This window comes from Pseudomonas sp. GP01-A4 (assembly GCF_058780865.1).
The window spans coordinates 56,551-75,708 of record NZ_JBYSWF010000007.1 but is presented as its reverse complement, the minus strand read 5'-3'; the positions used below and the strand labels follow the sequence as shown (position 1 = coordinate 75,708).

General features: G+C 61.9%; 19 protein-coding genes. 8 read left to right on the top strand and 11 right to left on the bottom strand.

What is annotated here, in order from left to right; translation table 11 throughout:
• Positions 1 to 17: 17 nt before the first annotated feature.
• From trpB to AC3WKX_RS07055, 3 genes are all read left to right on the top strand, one after another.
• Complete coding sequence (gene trpB, locus AC3WKX_RS07065) at positions 18 to 1,244, top strand: tryptophan synthase subunit beta (RefSeq protein ID WP_003214899.1); 1,227 nt, start codon at positions 18 to 20, stop codon at positions 1,242 to 1,244.
• On the top strand, positions 1,245 to 2,054 hold the full coding sequence (trpA, locus tag AC3WKX_RS07060) for a tryptophan synthase subunit alpha (protein ID WP_003214901.1): 810 nt from the start codon (positions 1,245 to 1,247) through the stop codon (positions 2,052 to 2,054). It abuts the gene before it with no gap.
• A 140-nt stretch (positions 2,055 to 2,194) separates the two neighbouring features.
• The gene (locus AC3WKX_RS07055; protein WP_003214903.1) at positions 2,195 to 2,638 is read left to right on the top strand and encodes an anti-virulence regulator CigR family protein; all 444 of its coding nucleotides are present in this window, start codon (positions 2,195 to 2,197) and stop codon (positions 2,636 to 2,638) included.
• Between the two features lie 152 nt (positions 2,639 to 2,790).
• Here the strand turns inward: AC3WKX_RS07055 and AC3WKX_RS07050 are convergent, their stop codons facing one another.
• The 6 genes from AC3WKX_RS07050 to AC3WKX_RS07025 all read right to left on the bottom strand — a co-directional run bounded on the left by AC3WKX_RS07050 (position 2,791) and on the right by AC3WKX_RS07025 (position 8,471).
• Positions 2,791 to 4,095 (bottom strand): MFS transporter, encoded by a 1,305-nt coding sequence (locus AC3WKX_RS07050; protein WP_003213647.1) that lies wholly within the window; start codon positions 4,093 to 4,095, stop codon positions 2,791 to 2,793.
• A 180-nt stretch (positions 4,096 to 4,275) separates the two neighbouring features.
• Positions 4,276 to 5,424, bottom strand: a complete 1,149-nt coding sequence (gene dgoD / locus AC3WKX_RS07045; RefSeq protein WP_003213645.1) for a galactonate dehydratase — start codon at positions 5,422 to 5,424, stop codon at positions 4,276 to 4,278.
• Between the two features lie 33 nt (positions 5,425 to 5,457).
• Positions 5,458 to 6,078 (bottom strand): 2-dehydro-3-deoxy-6-phosphogalactonate aldolase, encoded by a 621-nt coding sequence (locus AC3WKX_RS07040; protein WP_003213643.1) that lies wholly within the window; start codon positions 6,076 to 6,078, stop codon positions 5,458 to 5,460.
• 13 nt (positions 6,079 to 6,091) lie between these two features.
• Complete coding sequence (locus tag AC3WKX_RS07035) at positions 6,092 to 7,060, bottom strand: 2-dehydro-3-deoxygalactonokinase (protein ID WP_102604431.1); 969 nt, start codon at positions 7,058 to 7,060, stop codon at positions 6,092 to 6,094.
• Between the two features lie 102 nt (positions 7,061 to 7,162).
• Positions 7,163 to 7,489, bottom strand: coding sequence for a DOPA 4,5-dioxygenase family protein (locus AC3WKX_RS07030; protein ID WP_003213639.1), 327 nt, complete (start codon positions 7,487 to 7,489; stop codon positions 7,163 to 7,165).
• A gap of 31 nt (positions 7,490 to 7,520) precedes the next feature.
• Positions 7,521 to 8,471 carry a choline sulfate utilization transcriptional regulator gene (locus AC3WKX_RS07025; RefSeq protein WP_008439576.1) on the bottom strand — a complete coding sequence of 317 codons (951 nt, stop codon included), beginning with the start codon at positions 8,469 to 8,471 and terminating at the stop codon, positions 7,521 to 7,523.
• Between the two features lie 103 nt (positions 8,472 to 8,574).
• Between AC3WKX_RS07025 and betC the strand changes: the two genes are divergently transcribed.
• The 3 genes from betC (at position 8,575) to AC3WKX_RS07010 (ending at position 12,760) form a co-directional block, all read left to right on the top strand.
• Positions 8,575 to 10,089, top strand: coding sequence for a choline-sulfatase (gene betC, locus AC3WKX_RS07020; RefSeq protein ID WP_102604432.1), 1,515 nt, complete (start codon positions 8,575 to 8,577; stop codon positions 10,087 to 10,089).
• 16 nt (positions 10,090 to 10,105) lie between these two features.
• Positions 10,106 to 11,026 (top strand): choline ABC transporter substrate-binding protein, encoded by a 921-nt coding sequence (choX, locus tag AC3WKX_RS07015; RefSeq protein WP_102604433.1) that lies wholly within the window; start codon positions 10,106 to 10,108, stop codon positions 11,024 to 11,026.
• 165 nt (positions 11,027 to 11,191) lie between these two features.
• Entirely contained in the window at positions 11,192 to 12,760 is a 1,569-nt protein-coding gene (locus tag AC3WKX_RS07010) for a SulP family inorganic anion transporter (protein ID WP_102604434.1), read from the top strand.
• Positions 12,761 to 12,874: 114 nt separating this feature from the next.
• On the opposite strand, the gene aroE is transcribed toward AC3WKX_RS07010, so the two are convergent.
• On the bottom strand, positions 12,875 to 13,693 hold the full coding sequence (gene aroE / locus AC3WKX_RS07005) for a shikimate dehydrogenase (protein WP_003213626.1): 819 nt from the start codon (positions 13,691 to 13,693) through the stop codon (positions 12,875 to 12,877).
• Positions 13,693 to 14,622 (bottom strand): oxygen-dependent coproporphyrinogen oxidase, encoded by a 930-nt coding sequence (gene hemF / locus AC3WKX_RS07000; RefSeq protein WP_102604435.1) that lies wholly within the window; start codon positions 14,620 to 14,622, stop codon positions 13,693 to 13,695. Before hemF ends, aroE begins: the two co-directional genes overlap by 1 nt.
• 158 nt (positions 14,623 to 14,780) lie before the next feature.
• On the opposite strand from hemF, the gene AC3WKX_RS06995 reads away from it, so the two are divergent.
• On the top strand, positions 14,781 to 15,758 hold the full coding sequence (locus AC3WKX_RS06995) for an NADPH:quinone reductase (protein ID WP_008439566.1): 978 nt from the start codon (positions 14,781 to 14,783) through the stop codon (positions 15,756 to 15,758).
• Positions 15,759 to 15,903: 145 nt separating this feature from the next.
• Here the strand turns inward: AC3WKX_RS06995 and tsaC are convergent, their stop codons facing one another.
• From tsaC to AC3WKX_RS06980, 3 genes are all read right to left on the bottom strand, one after another.
• Positions 15,904 to 16,461, bottom strand: a complete 558-nt coding sequence (tsaC, locus tag AC3WKX_RS06990) for an L-threonylcarbamoyladenylate synthase type 1 TsaC (RefSeq protein WP_003213622.1) — start codon at positions 16,459 to 16,461, stop codon at positions 15,904 to 15,906.
• 54 nt (positions 16,462 to 16,515) lie between these two features.
• A complete protein-coding gene (gene dprA, locus AC3WKX_RS06985) occupies positions 16,516 to 17,610 on the bottom strand; it encodes a DNA-processing protein DprA (RefSeq protein ID WP_102604436.1) in 1,095 nt (364 codons plus the stop codon).
• A gap of 63 nt (positions 17,611 to 17,673) precedes the next feature.
• Positions 17,674 to 18,462, bottom strand: coding sequence for a peptidoglycan-binding protein (locus tag AC3WKX_RS06980; RefSeq protein ID WP_102604437.1), 789 nt, complete (start codon positions 18,460 to 18,462; stop codon positions 17,674 to 17,676).
• Between the two features lie 150 nt (positions 18,463 to 18,612).
• On the opposite strand from AC3WKX_RS06980, the gene def reads away from it, so the two are divergent.
• Entirely contained in the window at positions 18,613 to 19,119 is a 507-nt protein-coding gene (gene def, locus AC3WKX_RS06975; protein ID WP_003213617.1) for a peptide deformylase, read from the top strand.
• Positions 19,120 to 19,158 lie beyond the last annotated feature (39 nt).

The window sequence follows — 19,158 nt, the reverse complement described above, 5'->3', positions numbered from 1 at the left end:
TCTACCTGGAGCGTCCCATGACTCAGACCCAGACCGATTTACGCAACGGCCCGGATGCCAATGGCCTGTTTGGTTCGTTCGGCGGCCGCTACGTGGCGGAAACCCTGATGCCGTTGATCCTTGACCTGGCCCGCGAATACGAAGCGGCCAAGATCGATCCGGCCTTCAACGAAGAACTGGCCTACTTCCAGCGCGACTACGTCGGACGCCCAAGCCCGCTGTACTTCGCCGAGCGCCTGACCGAGTTCTGCGGTGGCGCCAAGATCTACCTCAAACGCGAAGAGCTGAACCACACCGGCGCCCACAAGATCAACAACTGCATCGGCCAGATCCTGCTGGCGCGGCGCATGGGTAAAAAACGCATCATCGCCGAGACCGGCGCCGGCATGCACGGTGTGGCCACTGCCACCGTCGCCGCGCGTTTCGGCCTGCAATGCGTCATCTACATGGGCACCACCGACATCGAGCGCCAGCAGGCCAACGTATTTCGCATGAAGCTGCTGGGCGCTGAAGTGATCCCGGTAGTCGCCGGTACCGGCACCCTGAAAGACGCGATGAACGAAGCGCTGCGTGACTGGGTCACCAACGTCGACAGCACCTTCTACCTGATCGGCACCGTGGCCGGTCCGCACCCGTACCCAGCCATGGTTCGCGACTTCCAGGCCGTGATCGGCAAGGAAACCCGTACCCAGCTGCAAGCCCAGGAAGGCCGTCTGCCCGACAGCCTGGTGGCGTGCATCGGCGGCGGTTCCAATGCCATGGGCCTGTTCCACCCGTTCCTGGATGACACCAGCGTCGAAATCATCGGCGTTGAAGCGGCCGGCTACGGCATCGAGACCGGCAAACACGCGGCCAGCCTCAACGGCGGCGTACCGGGCGTACTGCACGGCAACCGTACCTTCCTGCTGCAGGACGACGATGGCCAGATCATCGACGCCCACTCGATCTCCGCGGGCCTCGACTACCCGGGCATCGGCCCTGAACACGCCTGGTTGCACGACATCGGCCGCGTCCAGTACACCTCGGTGACCGACGACGAAGCCCTCGACGCCTTTCACAAATGCTGCCGCCTGGAAGGGATTATTCCTGCACTGGAAAGCGCCCACGCCCTGGCCGAAGTGTTCAAACGCGCACCGACCCTGCCGAAAGATCACCTGATGGTGGTCAACCTGTCCGGCCGTGGCGACAAAGACATGCAAACCGTGATGCACCACATGGAACAGTCCAAGCAGGAGAAACACTAAATGAGCCGCCTGCAAACACGTTTTGCGCAACTGAAAGAACAAAACCGCGCCGCCCTGGTGACCTTCGTCACCGCTGGCGACCCGGGCTATGACACCTCGCTGGCGATCCTCAAGGGCTTGCCGGCGGCCGGCGCCGATGTGATCGAACTGGGCATGCCGTTCACTGACCCGATGGCTGACGGCCCGGCCATTCAACTGGCCAACATCCGCGCGCTGACCGCCAAGCAGAACCTCACGAAAACCCTGCAAATGGTTCGCGAGTTCCGCGAGGGCAACAGCGACACGCCGCTGGTGCTGATGGGCTACTTCAACCCGATCCACATGTACGGCGTGCCACGCTTTATCAGCGATGCGAAAGAAGCCGGCGTCGACGGCCTGATCGTGGTCGACATGCCGCCGGAACATAACGGCGAGCTGTGCGACCCGGCCCAGGCTGCCGGTATCGACTTTATCCGCCTGACCACGCCGACCACCGACGACGCGCGCCTGCCGACCGTGCTCAACGGCAGCTCAGGGTTTGTGTACTACGTGTCGGTGGCCGGTGTGACCGGTGCCGGTGCCGCGACCCTGGAACACGTCGAAGAGGCCGTGACCCGTCTGCGTCGGCATACCGACCTGCCGATCAGCATCGGTTTCGGCATCCGCACCCCGGAGCAGGCCGCTGCAATCGCCCGCCTGGCAGACGGTGTGGTGGTGGGGTCGGCACTGATCGACCACATCGCCAACGCCAGCAATGATCAACAGGCCATCGACGGTGTATTGACCCTGTGCTCTGCGCTGTCGGAAGGTGTACGCAACGCCCGTAAGTAAGCGGCTCGTAAGCGGTAGGTAAAGTTCCTGATACAGAGGAATCATGCTGGCAAATCAGTACCTAAGCTAACAAGACCAAGGGATTTCGAACCCGGTTCGAAATCCCTTTTTTGTTCGTGCAGTACTGAGGAAACAGCCCCATGAAAATCCCCAAACGTTTGATTGCAGGTGTAGGTGTGCTGGTGCTTGGCGCCAGCGCCCTGGTCCAAGCTGCGCCCTATGATCAGGGTGGCGGACCTGACCGTGGTGGCCCACAGGGCCAGCACGATCAACGTGGCGATGACCATCGCGGGCCGCAGGACAACCACCGTGGTGGGCCGCCTCAGGACTTTGGTCCTGTGAGACAGGTCATCCGCGACAACCATGGCGACTTCCGCCGTGGCGCGCCGCCGCCTCCCGGCATCCACCTGGTGCGCGGCCAGCGCCTGCCGCCAAACTACTATGGTGAGCGTCTGGACCCACGGGCGCTGGGCCATCTGCCGCAATACCCTGGTTATGAATGGCGCCGTTCGGGTGGGGACATCGTATTGATCGCCGTTGGCACCAGCATCGTCTATCAGATTCTGGATGGCGCGCTGTACTAGAGCCGCACTGCTTTTGTGGTGAGGGAGCTTGCTGTGGCGAGGGAGCTTGCTCCCGCTGGGCTGCGCAGCGGCCCCAAAATCCTGGGAGCGCTGCGCACTCCAGCGGGAGCAAGTTCCCTCGCCACAGCAAGCTCCCTCGCCGCAGTAGTCGCCTAAATCTCGATACGCTCGACCTTGCCGACCAGCAAGATGTAAGACAACGCACCCAACAACGCCAGCACCGCGATGTACGTAATCGCCGGCGCAAACGAATCCCCGGTGGCCAGAAAGCCAATCACGATCGGCGTGGTAATCGCCGACAGATTGCCGATGAAGTTGAACACCCCTCCGGTCAGCCCCAGCAGCCTTGCCGGCGCCAGGGTCGACACCAGCGACCAGGTGATCGACGCCAGGCCATTGCCGAAAAACGCCACCGCCAGAAACGCAATCACCCACGCCGTGGAATCAACAAAGTTGGCGCCGATGATCGCCGTGGAAATCAACAGCCCGCCAATGATCGGCAACTTGCGCGCAAACCCCACGGACGCTCCCCGGCGAATCAGCCAATCGGAAAACAGCCCCGAACACAGCACCCCGACAAACGCCGCCAGAAACGGCAGCGACGCCAACAGGCCGGACTTGATGAAGTCCATGCCACGATATTTCACCAGGTAGGTCGGAAACCACGTCAGGAAAAACCACAACGTGGAATTCAGGCAGAACTGCCCCAGGTAGATCCCCCACAGTTTGCGCTTGCTCAACACGATGCCGAGGTCGACCCAGCTGAACGGCGCCTTGGCCGCCTGCGCCTGGATGTCCACCAACCCGCCGCCTTCGCGGATCAGCTCGATTTCCGCCGCATTCGCGCCTTTGAAATCCCGTGGCTCGCGGTACACCGCGTACCAGATCAACGCCCACACAATGCCCACGCCGCCGGTGGCGACAAACACCATGTGCCAGCCAAAGGTGTGTTGCAGCCAGGCCAACACCGGCGTGAGAAACGCCAGCCCGACAAATTGCCCGGAGGTATAAACGCCGATCGCCGTGGCCCGTTCACGCTCGGGGAACCAGGTGGTGACCACGCGGCTGTTGATCGGGTAGGCCGGGGCCTCCAGGGCGCCCACCGCCATGCGCAATACGAACAGCGCGATGAAGCTGGCGGCGAAACCGAGCATCACCGTGGCCACCGACCACAGCAGCAGGGCGACGCTGTAGAGAATGCGCGGCGGCACCCGGTCCACCAGCCAGCCGCCGGGAATCTGCATGGCCGCGTAGGTCCAGCCGAACGCGGAGAAGATCAACCCGACATGCACCGGGTCGATCCCCAGCTCGCTGGTCAGGGCCGGAGCGGCAATCGACAGGTTGCTGCGGTCCAGGTAGTTGATCACCACGGTGATGAACAGCAGCACCATGATGAAGAAACGCTTTCGGCTGGGCGTGACTAAAGAAGCCTGCCCGGTGAAGGACTCGGATTGCATGGGGGTTGCCTCTTCTTATGGTTATTGAGGACAGGTCTTACTGACGAAACCGAATCAAATGTGGGAGCGGGCTTGCTCGCGAAAGCGGTCTACCAGCAGCGGAGGTGTTGACTGACACTCCGCCTTCGCGAGCAAGCCCGCTCCCACATTGATCGGGTTTTCATCTCAAATTCGCGGTGTTTACCACTCCGCAAAACTGCCGTCGGCATGCCGCCAGATCGGATTGCGCCAGCGATGCCCGATGGCCGCGCGTTCGATCACGTATTCCTCGTTGATCTCGATGCCCAGGCCTGGCCCGTTGGGGATTTTCACAAAGCCCTGGTCGTAGTCGAAAACACCCGGATCGCGCACGTAATCCAGCAGGTCATTGCTCTCGTTGTAGTGAATGCCCAGGCTCTGTTCCTGGATGAACGCGTTGTAGCAAACCGCATCCAGCTGCAGGCACGCTGCCAGGGCAATCGGGCCGAGCGGGCAGTGCAGGGCAAGGGCCACGTCGTAGGCTTCGGCCATGTTGGCAATCTTGCGGGTTTCGGTGATACCGCCGGCGTGGGAAGCATCCGGCTGGATGATGTCGACGTAGCCTTCGCTGAGCACGCGCTTGAAGTCCCAGCGCGAGAACAGGCGCTCGCCGAGGGCAATCGGGGTGCTGGTGAGCGGCGCCAGTTCTTTCAGCGCTTCGTAGTTTTCGCTGAGCACCGGTTCTTCGATAAACATCAGTTTGTAGGGGTCGAGTTCCTTCATCAGCACCTTGGCCATGGGTTTGTGCACCCGGCCATGGAAGTCGACGCCGATGCCGACGTTCGGCCCGACCGCATCCCGCACGGCGGCGACGTTGGCCAGGGCCTGGTCGACTTTTTCGAAGCTGTCGAGAAATTGCAGCTCTTCGGTGCCGTTCATTTTCACCGCAGTGAAACCACGGGCCACGGCTTCCTTGGCGGCGCGGGCAGTGTCGGCCGGGCGGTCGCCACCGATCCACGAATACACGCGGATCTTGTCGCGCACCTGGCCACCCAGCAAGTCGCTGACCGACACGCCGAGGGCCTTGCCCTTGATGTCCCACAGCGCCTGGTCGATACCGGCGAGAGCGCTCATATGGATCGCGCCGCCACGGTAGAAACCGCCGCGATAGAGCACGGTCCAGATGTCTTCGATATTGCGTGGGTCCTTGCCGATCAAGTAGTCGGACAATTCCTCGACGGCGGCAGCCACGGTATGGGCGCGGCCCTCGACAACGGGCTCGCCCCAACCGGTCACGCCCTGGTCGGTTTCAACCTTGAGGAAGCACCAGCGCGGCGGGACGATGAAGGTGGTCAGTTTGGTGATTTTCATCTTCTTATCTCTCTTGTAGATGGAGAACGCTGATCAGCCCAAGGCATGCCAGGCGGCGACGTAGGCCTGGGCGTTGCTCGCCACTTGGGCGACGCTCATACCCGGCTTGAATAACCCGGAGCCCAGGCCGAAGCCCTTGACGCCCGCGTCGAAAAATACCTGCATGTTGTCCGGGGTGATGCCGCCCACCGGCAGCAGCACCGTGCCCGCGGGCAGTACCGCGAGCCAGGCCTTGACCACCGCCGGGCCCATTTGCTCGGCCGGGAACAGCTTCAGCACGTCGGCGCCTTCGGCCAGCGCGGCAAACGCTTCGGTGGGCGTGGCCACACCCGGCGACAGATACAGGCCCGCGGCCTTGGCGGCTCGCAGCACCTTGGCATCGCTATGGGGCATGACGATCACCTGGCCGCCGGCGGCTTTGACTTGATCGACCTGTTCCGGGGTCAGCACGGTGCCGGCGCCGATCAGGCAATCGGCGGGCAGGCTGTCCCGCAGGATGCGGATGCTGGAATAAGGATCCGGCGAGTTCAGCGGCACTTCGATCACCCTGAAGCCCGCCGTGTACAACACCTCGCCGATCGCCAGCGCCTCCTCCGGTCGCAGGCCGCGCAGGATCGCGATCAAACCGTTGTGTGTCAGTGCTTGCTTGAGCATGTCGGGCCTCTCGTCAGGTTGCAGGCAGCAGCCCCGCCGCCATGGCCAGCTGCCAAAGGCCACGCTCGGTAGCCTCCTGCGCCAGGGTCACGTGGGGGAAGCCACAGAGTTGGAGTGCACGCTGGTAGCGGGTGCAGAGTTGGGGTGTGCCGACCAGGACGATGTCGCGCTGCTGGCTGGGCTTGCGAGTGCGCAGGCCGGTCAGTTCGTGGCCGATCAACAGCCCGGACAGATAGTCCGGTTGCTCGTCAGGCGCCAGCTCGCCGGTCAATCCCAGGGAGCGTGCGCTGAACAAGTTCGACAACAGGCCCGTTTGGCCGTCTGCCGACAGCGCAACCTGAACACCGCGATCAAAAGCGACCACCTGGAACTGTTCGGAAGGGCGCTGGGTGCGCCCCAGAATGCTGTGCTGACTGAGCACGGCGAACAACTCGCCGGTCATGAAAGTATCGAAGTGAGTGATGCAGCCTTCCACCACCTCCACCCACTTGGAATGGCTGCCCGGCAGGCCGATCAATACGTCGCGCCCGGTATGGGCAGCCAGGCTTTGCAGCACGCCGAGCACCTGGGTTTCTTCACCGCGCATCACATTGGGCAACGCGCCGCGTTGAATCACGCCGGGCACGATGTGCACCGCTGCGCCCCGCAGGCTGCGCACCACATGCAGCGCCTGGCCGAGGGTAGAAACGTCGGCCGGGGTGTCGCGGTAAGCCGCTTCGCTCCAGCCCTGGGCGCTGCCGACCATGCCGCAAGCGATAACGGGAAGGTCGGGCTGGGTGTCGAGCCAGTCACCGCAGGCTGCGTCGAATGCCAGCTCGAACCCGTTGCTGCAGCGAACACCGGCTATTTCCCGGGCTTCAGTGGGCAGGTGCATGATCCCCGACGCCAAGGTGCGCCGTTCGATCACGACGCCTGCCGGGCCGAGCTTGTAAGCACGAAGGGAACTGGTTCCCCAATCGAGCGCGATCAATTGCGCCTGCATCGCTTCACCTGAGTGTTCTGAGCGGATGAGGCGAATATAAACCCAAGACCGGCAAAGTCTCAATATATAAATATCAGTCCCATATATAGGGAAATTGAAAGTTTAAAATATTGACAGATCCAGCGTGCGCATCGCCCCCATCCAGATCGCGTGTTCGGTGTGGTCCTTGAGGTCATCACCGGTGGTCGGGTGCAGGAACACCACCAGGCCGTTGCGGTTGAGGGCCAGCCAAGGCAGCACGACGCCGATGTATTCAGGTTCGAATGCCAGCTGGCAGCTCCAGTCCGGGTGCGGGCCCACCGGGCGTTCATGCACGCGGCCCATGCGCAGCGGAAACAATTGCGCGGCGTCTTCGCAGAGTTTGCGCGCCTGGTCGATGGTGTTGGCGTCGAAATAGATATGGGCGTGGTAGCCCTTGATACGTTGCATGACAGGCTCCGGGCTCATTGATCGGCAAATCCTAGACCGCAATGGACGGCAGGGCCAGACCGGTCAGCGATTGTGCGCTGCTGGCCTGTTCGGTCATCAGCCAGTCGACGAAACGCTCGATCAACTGGCTGCGGCGTTTGCGCTGGGGCAGCACCACGTAATAGCCGAAGCGCGAGATCACCGTGTCGCCAATCGGCCGGCACAGCCATTTTTGCTCCAGCAGGTTATCCACAAGGTGACGCCAGCCGATGGCCACGCCCTGGCCCGCGATCGCGGCCTGGATCAACAGCGTGTAATTGTCGAAACGCAGTTGGCCCGGGGTGGGCGCGGTGGTGATGCCCAGTTCGCGAAACACCCCGCTCCAGTCGAACCACTGGTTGTTGTTTTGCTGGCGCAGGTGCAGCAAGGGGAACTCCAGCAGGCTCTGCACCGACAGTGGCGCGACTCGGTCCTGGAGTAGCTGCGGGCTGCACACCGGGAACACTTCCTCGTTGAACAGCCACAGGCTGTCGCCCTGTTTGAAGCGGCCGTCACCGAACAGCACCGCTACATCGATATCGCTGCGCAACGTGGCGTGGTTACGCTCGCTGGTGACCAGGCTCACGTCCACCTGCGGGTTGGCTTCATGGAAACGATGCAGGCGTGGCATCAGCCAATACGCGGCGAAGGCAAAGTCGGTCGCCACCTGCAGGACTTCATGCTGGTCCTGCTCGGCAATCGCGCTCAGGCCCTGGTTGATGCTCTGCAAACCGGCCTGTACCTGCTCGAATAACAAGGCGCCCGCGTCGGTCAGCTCGATGCCACGGTAGATGCGATCAAACAGGCGCACCTTCAGCTGTTCTTCCAGGCGCTTGATCTGCTGGCTGATGGCCGGCTGGGTGGTGCCCAACTCCATCGCCGCTGCCGTAAAGCTGCGTTGGCGCGCTGCGGATTCAAAGGCACGCAGCAGGTCGAGTGACAGGTGACCGAGGGATTCATACATAAGCTGGGCTTATCCTAGACATTGCTTCTCATGGGCTTTACCACGATTTCCATGGCCTGCATGCTCATTCGCATAAACATCGACTATGGAATGCCGCGAAACCATGAAGCGCAAGAACATTCTTTTTATCATGGCCGATCAAATGGCCGCGCCGATGCTTCCGTTCTACGGTCCTTCGCCTATCAAACTGCCGAACTTGAGTCGCCTCGCCGCTGAGGGCGTGGTGTTCGACGCCGCTTACTGCAACAGTCCGCTGTGTGCGCCATCGCGCTTTACCCTGGTGAGTGGGCAGTTGCCGAGCAAGATCGGCGCCTACGACAACGCGGCCGATTTCCCCGCCGACGTGCCGACCTATGCCCACTACCTGCGCCGCCTCGGCTACCGCACCGCGCTGTCGGGCAAGATGCATTTTTGCGGCCCCGACCAGCTCCACGGCTATGAAGAACGCCTGACCAGTGACATCTACCCCGCCGACTATGGCTGGGCGGTGAACTGGGATGAGCCGGACGTGCGCCCTACCTGGTACCACAACATGGCGTCGGTGCTGCAAGCCGGGCCGTGCGTGCGCACCAACCAGCTGGATTTCGACGAAGAGGTGGTGTTCAAGGCCCAGCAGTACCTGTTCGACCATATCCGCGAAGATGGCGACCAGCCGTTCTGCCTGACCGTGTCGATGACTCACCCACACGACCCGTACACGATTCCCAAGCCGTTCTGGGACCTGTACGACGACAACGACATCCCGCTGCCTGCAACACCGCCACAGGCTGACCTCGACCCTCACTCCCAGCGCCTGCTCAAGGTCTATGACCTGTGGGACAAGCCGCTGCCGCTGAACAAGATCCGCGATGCACGCCGCGCCTACTTCGGCGCGTGCAGCTACATTGACAGTAACGTCGGCAAGCTCCTGCAAACCCTGGAAGACACGGGCCTGGCCGACGACACCATCATCATCTTCTCCGGCGACCACGGCGACATGCTCGGCGAACGCGGGCTCTGGTACAAAATGCACTGGTTTGAAATGGCCGCCCGGGTGCCGCTGCTGATCAGCGCGCCGGGGCAGTTTGCCGCCGGCCGGGTGACCGCCGCCGTGTCCACCGCCGACCTGCTGCCTACCCTGGTGGAACTGGCCGGCGGCGAGCTGGACCCGAGGCTGGCGCTGGACGGCCGCTCGCTGGTGTCTCACCTGCAAGGGCAGGGCGGGCACGACGAAGTGTTCGGTGAGTACATGGCCGAGGGCACCATCAGCCCGCTGATGATGATTCGCCGTGGCGCCTACAAGTTCATCTACAGCGAGGACGATCCTTGCCTATTGTTCGATGTGCACAACGACCCGCACGAGCGGGAGGACCTCAGCCAGTCACCGGAACACCGGCCACTGTTCGAGGCGTTTTTGCATGAAGCGCGGGCCAAATGGGACATCCCGGCGATCCACCAGCAGGTGCTCGCCAGCCAACGCCGTCGCCGCTTGGTGTTCGAGGCGCTGACCCAGGGCAAGCTGAAGAGCTGGGACCACCAGCCACTGGTAGACGCCAGTCAGCAATACATGCGCAACCACATCGACCTCGACGATCTGGAGCGCAAGGCACGTTTTCCACAACCCTGCCAAAACCAATAAAACTGAGGGGAAGGCCATGCAAAAGTTATCCACCGTGTTGAGCGTTGCGCTGCTGGCATTGAGCAGTGCCGGCGTCTACGCGGACACCAGCTGCGACACCGTGAAGATGGCCGATCCGGGCTGGAGCGATATCGCCGCCACCAATGCCATTACCGGTTTCCTGTTGAACGGCATGGGCTACAAGGCCAAGGTCGACACCCTTGCGGTGCCGATCACCTTTGGCGGGCTCAAGGACGGCCAGGTGGACGTGTTCCTGGGTAACTGGATGCCGGCGCAGCAAGGCTTCTACGACAAGTTCGTGGCCAATGGCGATGTGGTGCAACTGGCGAAGAACCTCGACGGCACCGAGTTCACCCTGGCCGTGCCGGACTATGTCTGGGACGCCGGGGTGCATGACTTTGCCGACCTGAACAAGTTTGCCGACAAGTTCGACAAGAAGATCTACGGCATCGGTTCGGGTGCGCCGGCGAATCTCTCGTTGCAGGAAATCATCAAGAAGAACGACTTCGACCTGGGCCAGTGGAAGCTGATCGAGTCCAGTGAACAGGCGATGCTGGCCGAAGTGTCCCGGGCGGTGAAGAAGCAGAAGTTCGTGACCTTCCTCGGCTGGACGCCGCACCCGATGAACGTGCAGTTGAAGATGCATTACCTCAAGGGTGGGGAGAAGTACTTTGGTGACACCGGCAGCGTGTATACGTTGACCCGCAAGGGCTATGCACAGGCGTGCCCGAATGTGGGGAAATTGCTGACCAACCTGAGTTTCACCCAGGAGATGGAGAACGCCATCATGGCTGAGGTGGTGAACAAGAAGGTCAGTAATGCGGACGCGGCGAAGGCGTGGATCAAGGCGAACCCGGCGGTGCTGGACAAGTGGCTGGACGGGGTTAAAACCGTGGACGGTCAAGATGCGCTGGCCGCTGTAAAAGCCAAACTCTGATGCACTGATCGTTCCCACGCTCTGCGTGGGAACGCATCCGGTGACGCTGCGCGTCACGACTCAAGAGCGGACGCAGAGCGTCCAAGACGGCATTCCCACGCAGAGCGTGGGAACGATCATCATGAGCCTGATACTCTGATTCAAACCTCTTCAACCGAGTTTCCAATGCCCTGGCCCAACCGCCATACACTCTTTCCCTTCCTCAGCTGGCTCCCGCGCCAAACCCGCGCCAGCGTCGGAAGGGACGCGGTCGTCGGCCTGAGCGGTGCAGTCCTGGCATTACCCCAGTCCATTGCCTACGCGCTGATCGCCGGTCTCCCACCGGAGTACGGCCTGTACGCCGCGATCATTCCGGTACTGATCGCCTGCTTATGGGGTTCTTCCTGGCACCTGATCTGCGGCCCCACGGCAGCCATCTCTATCGTGCTGTACGCCAGCGTCAGCCCGTTGGCCGTGCCCGGCTCCCAGGACTACATCACACTCATCCTGTTGCTGACATTCCTGGCCGGCGTCTTCCAATGGCTGTTGGGCATGCTGCGCTTCGGCGCCCTGGTGAATTTCGTCTCGCATTCAGTGGTGCTCGGCTTCACCCTCGGCGCTGCGGTGGTGATCGCCCTGGGCCAACTGCCCAACCTGCTGGGGCTGGACCTGCCCAGCCAGGCCACGGCGATCAACAGTCTGCTGGCGCTGATCAACCATGCCGGGGAGTGGAATCGTCCTTCACTGGTGCTCGGGCTCGGCACCTTGCTGGTGGGGGTGCTGCTGAAACTCTGGGTACCGCGCTGGCCAACCCTGTTGATCGCGCTGGCCCTGGGCAGCCTCATCCCGTGGCTGTGGCCGGCGATGTTCGGGGAGGTGGCGCGGGTCAGTTCATTTGTCGGCAAGCTGCCACCGTTCAGCCCGCTGCCGATGGACCTGGACATGGTCCTGCGCCTGCTGCCGAGTGCCGTGGCGGTAGGCATGCTGGGGCTGGTGACCAGCCTGTCGATTGCGCGCTCACTGTCGGCCCGCTCCCAACAGTTGCTCGATGCAAATCAGGAAGTGCGCGCCCAGGGTTTATCCAACATAGTCGGTGGATTTTTCTCCGGGTACTTGTCGGCGGGTTCCTTCACACGGTCGGGCCTGAGTTATGAGGCAGGCGCCTGTTCGCCGCTGGCGGGGGTGTTTTCCGCATTGTGGGTGGCGTTGTTCGCGCTGTTCGGTGCGGCATTGATCGCGCATATCCCGATCCCGAGCATGGCCGCCAGCATCCTGCTGATTTGCTGGGGGTTGGTCGACCATCGCGGTATTCGGGCGCTGTTCCGGGTCAGCCGCGCAGAGTTCGTGGTGATGACCCTGACCTGCATCGCCACGCTGTTGCTGGAGTTGCAAACGGCCATTTACGCCGGGGTGCTGGCGTCGCTGTTTTTCTACCTCAAGCGCACCTCACAGCCGCGGGTCCAGCAATGGCGTGACGGAGAGGACGATGTGCTGCGGGTCGGCGGGTCGATCTTTTTCGGCGCCAGCCATTACCTGCAGGTGCGGCTGCAAAGCCTGCACGGCCAGCGGGTGGTGATCGAGGCGCAGCAGATCAACTTCATCGACTATTCCGGGGTGGAGATGCTGCACCAGGAAGCGCGCCGATTGAATGGAGTGGGGCGCAGCCTGGCGTTGCGCAAGGCCCGGCCACAGGTGGTGGAAGAGTTGAGGAAACTGGAAGGGGCCGACCAATGCCCCATCCATTTCGAAGACTGAATGCGGTTAAAACTGTGGGAGCGGGCTTGCTCGCGAATGCGGTGTGACAGTCGCCGTATGTATCGACTGATCCACTGCATTCGCGAGCAAGCCCGCTCCCACATTTGGATTGCGTCAGGCCAGTTGGCTACGCAATTCAGCCAGCACCGGCGCCGAATCCGGGCGCACACCGCGCCACAGGAAGAACGCTTCCGCGGCCTGTTCCACCAGCATCCCCAGGCCATCCATTGCCACCGCCGCGCCCTGCTCACCGGCCCAGCGGCAGAAAGCCGTAGGCTCTTTGCCGTACATCATGTCGTAGCAAAAAGTCTTTCCGGGTTCGATCAGGCTGCCGGCAATCGGCGGTACATCGCCTGACAGGCTGGCGGACGTGGCATTGATGATCAGATCCACCGGTTCACGCAGCCAGTCGAAACCGCTGGCGGACACCGGGCCGAGATCGTCGAACAGCTCGGCGAGCAATTCGGCTTTTTCCACGGTGCGATTGGCAATGATCAGCGAAGCCGGCTGCTCAGCCAGCAATGGCTCCAACGCGCCGCGCACCGCACCACCGGCGCCCAGCAGCAGGATGCGTTTGCCTTGCAGGCTGAACCCGGCATTCACCGTCAAATCCCGCACCAGGCCGGCGCCGTCAGTGTTGTCTCCCAACAGGCTGCCATCGCCGAGCTTGCTCAGGGTATTCACCGCGCCGGCCCGTTGGGCGCGTTCGGTCAGGGTATTGGCCAGGCGATAGGCCTCTTCCTTGAACGGTACGGTGACGTTGGCGCCACGGCCTTGTGCGAAAAATGCTTTTGCACAGCCGGTGAAATCCTCCAACGGCGCGAGCAAGGTGCTGTAGTCCAGTTGCTCGCCGGTCTGTTCGGCGAACAGACGGTGAATCAGCGGCGACTTGCTGTGGCCGATGGGGTTGCCGAAGACGACATAACGATCCATCAGACCGCCGCCTTGGGCAGCACACCCAGCCAGTCGCGGTCTTGCAGGAAGTAGTCGGTTAGGCGCGCTTCTTCGCTGTCGGGGGCGGCTTTCCAGTCATAGCTCCAGCGCACTTGGGGTGGCAGCGACATCAGGATCGACTCGGTACGCCCGCCCGATTGCAGGCCAAACAAAGTGCCACGGTCGTAGACCAGGTTGAACTCGACGTAGCGGCCACGGCGGAATTCCTGGAATTCGCGCTGCTGCTCGGTATAGGCCATGGCCTTGCGGCGCTGGACGATTGGCAGGTAGGCGTCGATGTAGGCGTCGCCGATGGCGCGCATGAAGGCGAAGCTGGTGTCGAAGTCCCACTCGTTCAAATCATCGAAGAACAAACCGCCGATGCCCCGCGGTTCGTTGCGGTGCTTGATGTGGAAGTAGGTGTCGCACCAGGCCTTGTAGTGCGAGTACACGTCCGGGCCAAACGGCGCGCAGGCCTGTTCGGCGACGCGGTGCCAGTGGATGCAGTCTTCTTCGTTGCCGTAGTAGGGCGTCAGGTCGAAGCCGCCGCCAAACCACCACACCGGCTCTTCGCCTTCTTTTTCAGCGATGAAAAAACGCACATTGGCGTGGGAAGTCGGCACATGCGGGTTGTGCGGGTGGATCACCAGCGACACGCCGAGGGCCTCAAAACCGCGACCGGCCAATTCCGGGCGATGGGCACTGGCGGACGGTGGGAGGCCGCTGCCAAACACGTGGGAAAAGTTAACGCCGCCTTTCTCGATTACCGAACCGTTTTCGATCACACGGGTGCGACCGCCGCCGCCGGCAGGCCGGGTCCAGGCGTCTTCGATGAAGCGAGTGTCCGTCTCGAAGGTTTCCAGGGCGCTGCAAATGCGGTCTTGCAGGTCAAGCAGGTAGGCTTTGACAGCCTCGGTGCGGGTAGTCATGACATCACCTTGAATCGGGCAACGCTACACGAGGCCATTGGGCATCGGCGGCAAATGGGCGCACAGGATACCACTGCACCCACTGCTGCCACAGTTGACGAAGATCAAGCTTAGGAGTCCGATAGGGGGCTACGCGAAATGACTTAAGGAGAGTGCAGATGGCCAAACGTATCCAGTTCCGTGCCCATGGCGGCCCCGAAGTGCTTGAGTATGTGGACTACACCCCGGCAGAACCCGGCCCGCAGCAGGTTCGCGTGCAGAACAAGGCCATTGGCCTGAACTTCATCGACACCTATTTCCGCAGCGGCCTGTATGCACCACCGGCCTTGCCGTCGGGCCTGGGCGCAGAAGGTGCCGGCGTGGTTGATGCGGTGGGCAGCGAAGTCACTCAATTCAAGGTCGGCGATCGCGTGGCCTACGGCAGCGGCCCGCTGGGCGCCTACAGCGAATTGCATGTGTTGCCGGCTGCCAACCTGGTGCACCTGCCGGACGACATCAGCTTCGAACAGGCCGCCGGCGCGATGCTCAAGGGCCTGACGGTGCAGTACCTGTTGCGCCAGACCTATGAGCTGAAAGGCGGTGAAACCATCCTGTTCCACGCCGCCGCCGGTGGTGTGGGCTCGCTGGCGTGTCAATGGGCCAAGGCCTTGGGCGTGAAGCTGATCGGTACCGTCAGTTCGCCGGAAAAGGCAGCGCTGGCAAAATCCCTCGGCGCCTGGGAAACCATCGACTACAGCAAGGAAAATGTCGCACAGCGCGTGTTGGAACTGACTGACGGCAAGAAATGCCCGGTGGTGTACGACGGCGTAGGCAAGGACACCTGGCTCACCTCGCTGGACAGCGTTGCGCCACGCGGATTGGTGGTGAGTTTCGGTAATGCTTCGGGGGCGGTGGATGGGGTCAACCTGGGGATTCTGGCGGCCAAGGGCTCGCTGTATGTGACCCGGCCGACATTGGCGACCTATGCCAACAACCCGGAAAACCTGCAGGCGATGGCGGATGATCTGTTTTCGATGATCATCAGTGGCAAGTTGCAGATTGATATTAATCAGCGGTTTTCGCTGGGGGATGCGGCGAAGGCTCAGGCAGAGTTGTCGGCGCGGCGCACGACTGGGTCGACCATTCTGTTGCCATAGGGCGTTGGATTTTCAGCGGCTTTGAGGGCCTCTTCGCGAGCAAGTCGAATCGTCGCACCGCCGCTCCCACATTTGTCCGCGTTCCAAAAGTTGGACTCGGTCAAATGTGGGAGCGGGCTTGCTCGCGAAAGCAGGCGGCTCGGTCTCAGGAAGGCCGCACAACCTCACCCGTCGCCAGATCCCGAATCAGACTCGGGTTCTTGCGCCCCCCCAGATTCCCACCCAATACCAGATCCACCTGCCCACGGAAATACTGCTCCACACGAATACGCGTGCGCGCCGCCGGGCGGCCCTGCGGGTTGGCCGAGGTGGAAATCAGTGGCCCGACGAGCGAGCACAGATCCCGCACTTGCGGATGATCAGTCACCCGCAACGCCACCGTGTCATGCACCCCGGTAATCCACTCGGGCAGCAAGTCCTGATGGGGCACCAGCCACGTATTCGGGCCAGGCCAGGTACTGGCCATGCGGTCCATCCACTCATCGGGAAAGTCTTCGAAGAGAAAATCGAACTGACGGATATTGTCGGCAATCAGGATCAGCCCCTTATCCACAGACCGGCCCTTGATCGCCAGCAACCGATCCACCGCTTCTTCGTTCCAAGGGTCACAGCCCAGGCCCCAGACCGCCTCGGTTGGATAGGCAATCACTGCGCCTGCGCGAATTTCTCGTGCGGCTTCTCGCACCCGCCACCTGTTGACCATTACTCACTCTCCGGACTAAAGCTCTGCGCAGTTTACCGATCTTCGTTACAAAACCTAGCCGCGCGCAAGCCAGCGCCCGCTTTCGCAGATCACCCGGCCTTCCAGTTCCAGCTCCGTCAGGCTGGCCAGCACCTCGGACAAGGCCCTGCCACTGGCAATCGCCAGGGCTTCACTGGTGTGGGGCGCCGCGTGCAACAGCGCCACCAGCGGATGATTGACCGCAATCGGCGCCGGGCGGGAGAGGGCCTGCCAGCCACGTAGGTTTTCGAGAATGTGCTCGATGGTTTCCACCAGCACCGCGCCATCGCGGATCAGTTGATGGCAGCCTTTGGCCCCGGGGTGATGGATGGAGCCGGGGATGGCGTATACCTCGCGCCCTTGCTCCGCCGCCAGCCGAGCGGTGATCAGCGAACCACTGGCCATGCTGGCCTCCACCACCAGTACCCCAAGCGACAGGCCACTGATAATACGGTTGCGGCGCGGGAAGTTGCCGGCCTGGGGCGCGGCGTCCAACGGAAACTCGGAAACAACGGCGCTGCCTTGGGCAATCATCGCCTCGGCCAAGCGTCGATGGCGCTGTGGATAAAAATTTTCGAGCCCGGTGCCCAGCACGCCGATTGTATGTCCTCCAACATCCAAAGCCGCCTGGTGAGCAGCACCGTCGATACCCAGGGCAAGGCCACTGGTGATGACAAAACCGGCACTCGCCAGGCTGCGGGAAAACGCGGCGGCGGTATCCATTCCTGGCCTGGAGGCGCGACGGCTGCCGACCATCGCCAGCTGCGGTTTCTCCAGAATCTCCGGGTTGCCGGCGACGAATAATAGCGGGGGTGCATCATCCAATTCTGCAAGCAATGCCGGGTAGTCGGGTTGGTCCCACATCAGCAAATGCTGGGCCGGACGCTCCAACCAGGCCAATGCCGCACTGGCACCATCACGTACTTCCTCGCAACGCCGGGCATCGGCGCTGGCCACCTTGAGCCCCAGGGAGCGCCAGGCACTGGCCGGTGCGCTGATGGCTTTTGACGCAGAACCAAAGGCCTCGATAAGTTTTTTAAAGCCCTTGGGACCCAGTTCCGGCAGCCTGTGCAAGCGTAGTCGGGCTTCCAGTTCTGCCGGGGAAATTTCACGGTCATTCGTCGGTAACATTTGATCGTCCTTGATCGGAACAAGCTGTGGATAACTCTGTTGGTAACTTATTTAGCAACCTAATTATTGTCTTCGTTCAGGCGCCTCAAAACGGTCCATTACCGCCAGCGAACGCGACGCGCTGAGCACCAGGCCGTAGCTGAGCTTTTCGTAGGTACGGAACACCAATAGCGTCCCGGCCGGCTCGTCGGGCATCTTCACCAGAGCACCGGTCACTCGGTCCCGAACGGTTTCCCCGGTTTTCACCACGGCCAGCAAATGGCCTTCCGTCAGGCCGTCACGACGGCCCTTGTTCAGCGTCACCGCGTCCAGCACGCCGATCTGCGTCACGCCCCGTGGCACGTCGATGATGTGTCCGGCAGTGGCGCGAGCAGGCATCTGAATCACCAGGCTGGCGAGGTCGGTGGGCGCTTGCTGGCTGAGCAATCGGTCGCCGGGCCGCACTTCCTGGGTGACGCGCTGCACACCCAACGTGCTGACATCGCCCGCCGTCACAAAACGTGCGGTGCCAATGTCGTCGACGTTGATACCCAGCAATTCCTGGCTTTGCGGGTCGGTATAGGCCTTGCCGCGACGGAAGATCCCGTAGCTTTCGGCGGTAGGGTTCAGGGCACCTCGCGCATAAATACGCTCGCCATCGGCGCCCAATACTCGTCCGGCATCTGCTGCAACAATATAGGGAGCGTGCTCCAGTTCCTGGGGGGTATCGAGAATGCGGTTGTGCAGTAAAAAGCGCTGGATGGCCTGCTGCGTATGAAGCGGCAACGGTTGGCCGGGCTGTGGATAGCTCTCGGGAACCTGGGCAATAACGGCCTGGGCCCACAGCAGCAAGACGAGTAGCGATTTCCTCATGGGGTGAATCTCCTTTATTATGTGCATTCGCGTGAAACGCCTTGGCCTTCGCGGCTTTCGGACGTTTTCCCACGGCACTTATCCCGGCACATCAAGGGTCCATCCCCGGCGCCGACTTGCCTTTACCTCACATGTGCAGCAATTACGCTTATGGCTATTTTGAACATCCTCGAATTTCCGGACTCACGCCTGCGCACCATCGCCAAGCCAGTGGCCGTAGTGGACGCCAAGGTTCGTCAGTTGGTCGATGACATGTTTGAAACAATGTATGAAGCCCCGGGTATCGGCCTCGCCGCGACCCAGGTCGACGTGCATCAGCGCGTCGTGGTCATGGACCTGTCCGAAGACCGCAGCGAGCCCCTGGTGTTTATCAACCCTGAGTTCGAAACCCTGACCGACGAGATGGGCCAGTACCAGGAAGGCTGCCTGTCGGTGCCCGACTTCTACGAGAACGTCGACCGTCCCCAGCGCGTCAAGATCAAGGCCCTGGACCGTGACGGCAAGCCGTTCGAGATGATTGCCGAAGGCCTGCTGGCGGTTTGCATCCAACACGAGTGCGACCACCTCAACGGCAAGCTGTTTGTCGATTACCTGTCCACGCTTAAACGCGACCGGATCAAGAAGAAGCTGGAAAAGAAGCATCGCCAGCAAGCTTGATTCCCTTCTTTCAAAGGCTTGCTCCGGCAAGCCTTTTTC